Origin of the sequence: Crocosphaera sp., from assembly GCF_030064895.1 — a bacterium.
Taxonomy (GTDB): domain Bacteria; phylum Cyanobacteriota; class Cyanobacteriia; order Cyanobacteriales; family Microcystaceae; genus Crocosphaera.
Genome location: NZ_JASJEB010000183.1, coordinates 1 through 5,127 on the forward strand (window position 1 = coordinate 1; position 5,127 = coordinate 5,127).

Sequence of the window (5,127 nt, forward strand, 5' to 3'; positions counted from 1 at the left end):
CCGATATAAACCATAAAGAACTGCTCCGGCAATTCCTAAGACAATCACAGAAGTCACTAACTTTAAAATACCATTGAGAATAGATAATCCTGCTATAATCCCCACAATAGCCACTCCAACTTTAGCAGGAGTTTGTAACCCTTGATACCAGGTAGCGACACGGGTCAAAATCCCTGGCGTTTCTTCATCGGGGTCAAAAGGTCGAACTGGTGTAGTTTGACGGTTAATTTCTGCTTCAAGATCCTGAAATTTTTGTTCTAGTTTTTCTTCCCAGTTGGCACGGTTGCGATCGCTCATAGAATAACTATCCTAACCTAATGATCATCTGTATTATACTAACGCAATCCTGCTCAGTTGATAACGTCATCAGTTTGCTATGACCATGACATACAAAAGACACACACAACCCTTAACTTAGAAAATGACAACTTAATTGATTAAACTATTATGAAAGTTACCGTCATTGTTTTTAACATGGTTGCGACACTCCTTGTTTTAACTGGCTCGGGTTTGGTCTTAAATAAGTTGGAAACCGCTTCTTTGTCTAATCCTTTTCTGATGAAGACAGCGAACGTCAACCTAAAATAAGACCCCGTAGTTAACGACGGGGTTTAATTAACTGTTAATGCGATCGGTTCATTCTTTAGGAGGAAGTATGAGAGGTTATTCTCTGATACTTTTTTAATTATCGACCTAAAATTTGTCAAGGAACCGAACAATGAGAAAAACAAGAGAAATTAAAAATTTTCAGCTTTTTATCATTACCTTTGTTTATACATTCTCCTTGTTTCAATCTTTTCTGCCTCAAAAACCAACTAACTAATCCCTTTGTCTCTACAAATATTTTATTTTTTCTTTCTTCTTTCAAGAAGACGCACTGAGTAGGGCAAGGGAGCCTTTAAACCTAATTAAATAATTATTCATTGGTAACAAAAAATGAGGGATAATGGATAATGGATATTTAATTTGAATGGAATGAACCCCGACGCGCTGCAAGAACTTCTAAATGCGATCGCTACAGGAAAAATTACCCCTGATACTGCCTTAGAAAAACTGAAACACCTCAACTTTGAACCAGTGGCAGACTTCGCTAAGGTGGATCATCATCGTCATCTGAGAACAGGTTTTCCTGAAGTGATTTGGGGCCCTGGGAAAACCCCAGAACAGATCGTACAGATCATCAACACCCTCTCCCGTCATTCCCCTGTGGTCATGGCTACTCGCATTGAAACGGCGATCGCAGAGGAACTTGAAGTTGAGATCCCCTCCCTGATTTATTATCCTACCGCTCGTATTTGTGCTTTGAAAACGGGTCAAATTCCTTCTCAGGGTTCGGGGGTGATTTCTATTTTAACTGCGGGGACAGCCGATTTACCAGTGGCTGAGGAGGCAGCTATTACCGCACAATTATGTGGCTTCAAAACCCAACGACTTTGGGATGTGGGGGTTGCGGGTATTCATCGTCTTCTCAGTCATCGAGATTTACTCGCTCAGGCCGATGTTATTATCGTCGTAGCGGGGATGGAAGGAGCATTACCCAGTGTGGTTGCTGGAATGGTAGACTGTCCTGTTATTGGTGTGCCTACCAGTGTTGGTTATGGGACGAGTTTTGGAGGGGTTGCTCCTTTATTAACCATGTTAAATTCCTGTGCTACTGGTATCGGTGTGGTTAATATTGATAATGGGTTTGGGGCCGCTATTTTAGCAGGACAAATTTTACGCACGGCAGAAAGGTTGAAGGGCAAAGAAGAGTGAGAACTAGGGTTGTCAGGGATTAATTTATCAATCACCTGAGGGGTAAAATAGGAAGAAAAGTTAAGTTTTGTAAATGAAGTGAACCTTAACTTTAAAAAAATAAAAAGGATTATTAGGGTTTTTATCGGATTTATCAGAAATAAATTAATAAATTGCAGTATTACCGCCTAGAATTCTTGTTCTACCCTAGGCGGTTTCTTTTTTTATTCACATCTTGCACCAATTAATTCGGGTTATTTTCGTTCCAAGCAGGATGGGAAAACAAAGAAGCTGTCACCCTTACCCCTCGTAACTGATTTAATAAAGGAAGATGTCCCACTGGCGCACTTAAATCCCAAGTAAACTGATTCGGGTATTGAGTCCAATTATTGTCTTTTTTCCAGCCAATTTTTGGCCATAATTTATTAAAGTCTTTACCCACAGATAACCAAAGTTTACGCTGTACCGAAAAACCAAATTTACCCTCTGAATGTAACCACCATAACCCATTAATAGTCTGTAAATCCGTTGCAGGGAATTGTTCTACTTCCGTAAAATAAACCCATTTACGTTGCACTGCCCCTTCCCCCGCTAATTCACACATCAGATGACGGGTTAAGGTGTCTGCTTCTTGAAACTTCTGTTCAAGCAATAATTGATTGAGGTTACGATAATCAATATTACGTTGAGAGTTCAGAGGAATAATTCCTTGAGCAAAATGGTTGTTGAGAAATGTTTCCACTGTTGGGTTTTTTAATCGATAAAGTGCGCCATAAATTTGACCTCGCACTTGATCAATGCTATTGAAGTCTGATGTTTGTAAAAAATTCATTAATACCTTCCAACCCTCTTCCCCCACATTAATTAATTGAGGGATTAATGAGAGTTGCTCTTTGTGTGACCCATTGAGAAACTGATCCGCCAGTTGGGAGAGATTATGGTCTGTATTATCAAGGGTAGCGGCTTGTTGGTCAGTCATGAAACCATCCATATTTATAACTCCAGGGGACTCCCATTATAGGTCAGGGGGAAGTATCGAGGCGTAGCCGAGTACCCCCGAACCCTTAACGGGAGGCGTGGCGTATAAACTGCCGAGGACACCTCGGCAGACAGCCACTTGGGAAGGTCGTTCGATAAATAAATTGAGCAGAGCGAATCCTTATTGAAAAGCATAATTGTACCCGTCGTTACGGTGCATAAGTGTTAGATATTTAGGGTGAACATCAAACTTTTTGTCAGGTAATTGAAGGACAAAACTAGGACGGAATCTAGTAGCAATTTTCCCTACATATTGTCCTGCAAATTTGCCTTTAGGGACTGATGCTGACACCAAATCTCCTGTTTGAAATCCTCTAAAAAACTTAGCTTTCGGAGCATGGCTTTTAGGAAAACCAAACTTATTAGGACGGCATCTTTGTCTTGTCCCGTGTCCCGTTGCTTTAATTAGCAAAGGTTGATTAGTTCTAAAAACTAAATTATCAGAGACTTGTCCAACGCAAGCTGCATCTTGCCAGTGGCTTTTAGGAACCTTCAATCCCTTTCGATTAAACTTAGTTAATCCGCCACTACCTGTCTCTACTGGTAATCCCAATTTTTTGAGAGAATTAAATAATTTCCAGCGAGTAGAGTTAACCGCAGCAGCATCTTTTAATGGTGTTTTTGCCTGTTTTAAAATGCGGTTAGCCAAGTCAGATTTTCCTTTAAGAAAATCCTTAATATCCTGATTACCTTTAGCTTGATTACAGTCATGGCAAGCCAAAGTTAAGTTAGAAACTCGGTCACTTCCCCCCTTACTTCTGGGATGAATGTGGTCAACTTCAAAGGGCTTATTCGTTACTCCACAATACTGACAAGTTCGATTAAATTTAGCTAATAAATATTCTCGAACTTCCCAACCATATAGGGTTCCATGCTGATATTCGACCCCCTCAATCTCAGGATTCTCCTGCTTTTGTAAATCAAATTTAACTAACTCAACAGCCAAAGAATTAATGGGACAATACCTCAATAATCTTTTAACCCAAGTTAGAGTGGTATCTACTCGATGCTGCAAGCTTGGAGGTAGCCAACCGTCCCGACGTTTTCTGTTAAGAAATCTCCGTTGACGATAACGAGTTTTACGCCCTCGTCTCCCTCTTCTTATCTGTCGTCTTGAGGTTAAAGAATCTTTGATTTGTTGCCCCCGATGCTGTAATTCGACTGCCCAGATTACTTGATTTTCTTGAACTAGCGCAATGCCCGTAAATTTAGAACCTGGATCAATTTTTAATTTAATATTTTTAGGTGTTTCTGTTACTTCCTCCTTGAGAATAAGAGTAAAAGGATAACGTCTGAAAACAGCAGCTTTCCCTTGTTTTAATAGTCGTCTTGCCTGTCCAGGATGAATAGGATTCAACGGCTTTTTAGTTGTGTCTAAAACGAATACAAAGTTTGGCATTTTAGTCTCCCGTTAGGGGTAATGTTAGCCTCGTTCAGTTATCTAATCTTGTGAGGTCTAATTCACTTCGTTAACCCGTTTAGCGATGTTTAAAATTAGACGAAAGAGCAGGAAGCTGGCACGCACTTCAAGGTTTCTTGAATTAGATAACGTCTCCTAGAATTTCTAGAGAACTGGTCACATTATGGGCAATAGCTGCGCCCCCGTTATATTGCCTAAGCAATTAACGGCGGGTTTGTGACATATTCGTATTTCAGGCGTTGTTTGTCCTCCCATTCAAGATATTCTTCGGGAGTCATATAAAAATGTTCTTTTGCTGCAACCATGTTTAAACCTCATGTTTTAACTAACGATGGATAACTAATAATTGAATTTAACGCTTCTAAAGCACGATCGCGATATTTCCCGTATCTTTCCCGTTTATTGCGGATTCTGAAGGGTAAATCGGGTAAAATACCAAAGTTAGGTGGCATGGGTTGGAAATGTTTCGGGGATGCACTACTAATGAATTCAAATAAAGCTCCCATCATCATTGTAGAAGGTAAGGTAATGGGTTCTAATCCTAATGCAATGCGTGCTGCATTGGTTCCGGCTAACCATCCCCCGGCTGCTGCTGCAGTGTAACCTTCGGTGCCGATTAATTGTCCGGCGGCCAAGAGGGTGGGACGATTTTTAAACTGTAGGGTAGCCTCAAGTAATTGGGGAGAGTTAATGAAGGTGTTGCGGTGCATGTCACCCATACGGACAAATTCGGCTTTTTCTAGGCCAGGAATGAGACGAAAAACCCGTTTTTGTTCCCCCCATCTTAAATTAGTTTGAAAACCCACCATATTCCAAAGTTTACCCTGTTTATCTTCTTGCCGTAGTTGCACAACAGCGTAGGGACGTTTTTCTTTGTTTTCGGGGTCACGAAAGTCTCCTAACCTTGCATCAAATAACCCCACAGGTTTCAGGGG

Annotated in this window: 5 protein-coding genes; 1 reads left to right on the top strand and 4 read right to left on the bottom strand. The window is 40.7% G+C overall.

Annotation, left to right across the window (positions count from 1 at the left end):
• A partial coding sequence (locus tag QNJ66_RS25980; protein ID WP_300511566.1) for a hypothetical protein occupies positions 1-297 on the bottom strand: 297 nt, incomplete at its 3' end.
• A 678-nt stretch (positions 298-975) separates the two neighbouring features.
• Here QNJ66_RS25980 and larB point away from each other — a divergent pair.
• Positions 976-1,755, top strand: coding sequence for a nickel pincer cofactor biosynthesis protein LarB (gene larB / locus QNJ66_RS25985; protein ID WP_300511567.1), 780 nt, complete (start codon positions 976-978; stop codon positions 1,753-1,755).
• A gap of 223 nt (positions 1,756-1,978) precedes the next feature.
• Here the strand turns inward: larB and QNJ66_RS25990 are convergent, their stop codons facing one another.
• From QNJ66_RS25990 to trmFO, 3 genes are all read right to left on the bottom strand, one after another.
• A complete protein-coding gene (locus QNJ66_RS25990) occupies positions 1,979-2,713 on the bottom strand; it encodes a GUN4 domain-containing protein (protein ID WP_300511568.1) in 735 nt (244 codons plus the stop codon).
• A 180-nt stretch (positions 2,714-2,893) separates the two neighbouring features.
• Entirely contained in the window at positions 2,894-4,171 is a 1,278-nt protein-coding gene (iscB, locus tag QNJ66_RS25995; RefSeq protein ID WP_300511569.1) for an RNA-guided endonuclease IscB, read from the bottom strand.
• A 335-nt stretch (positions 4,172-4,506) separates the two neighbouring features.
• Positions 4,507-5,127, bottom strand: a 621-nt coding sequence (gene trmFO, locus QNJ66_RS26000; protein ID WP_300511570.1) for a methylenetetrahydrofolate--tRNA-(uracil(54)-C(5))-methyltransferase (FADH(2)-oxidizing) TrmFO, incomplete at its 5' end; no start/stop codon positions are given.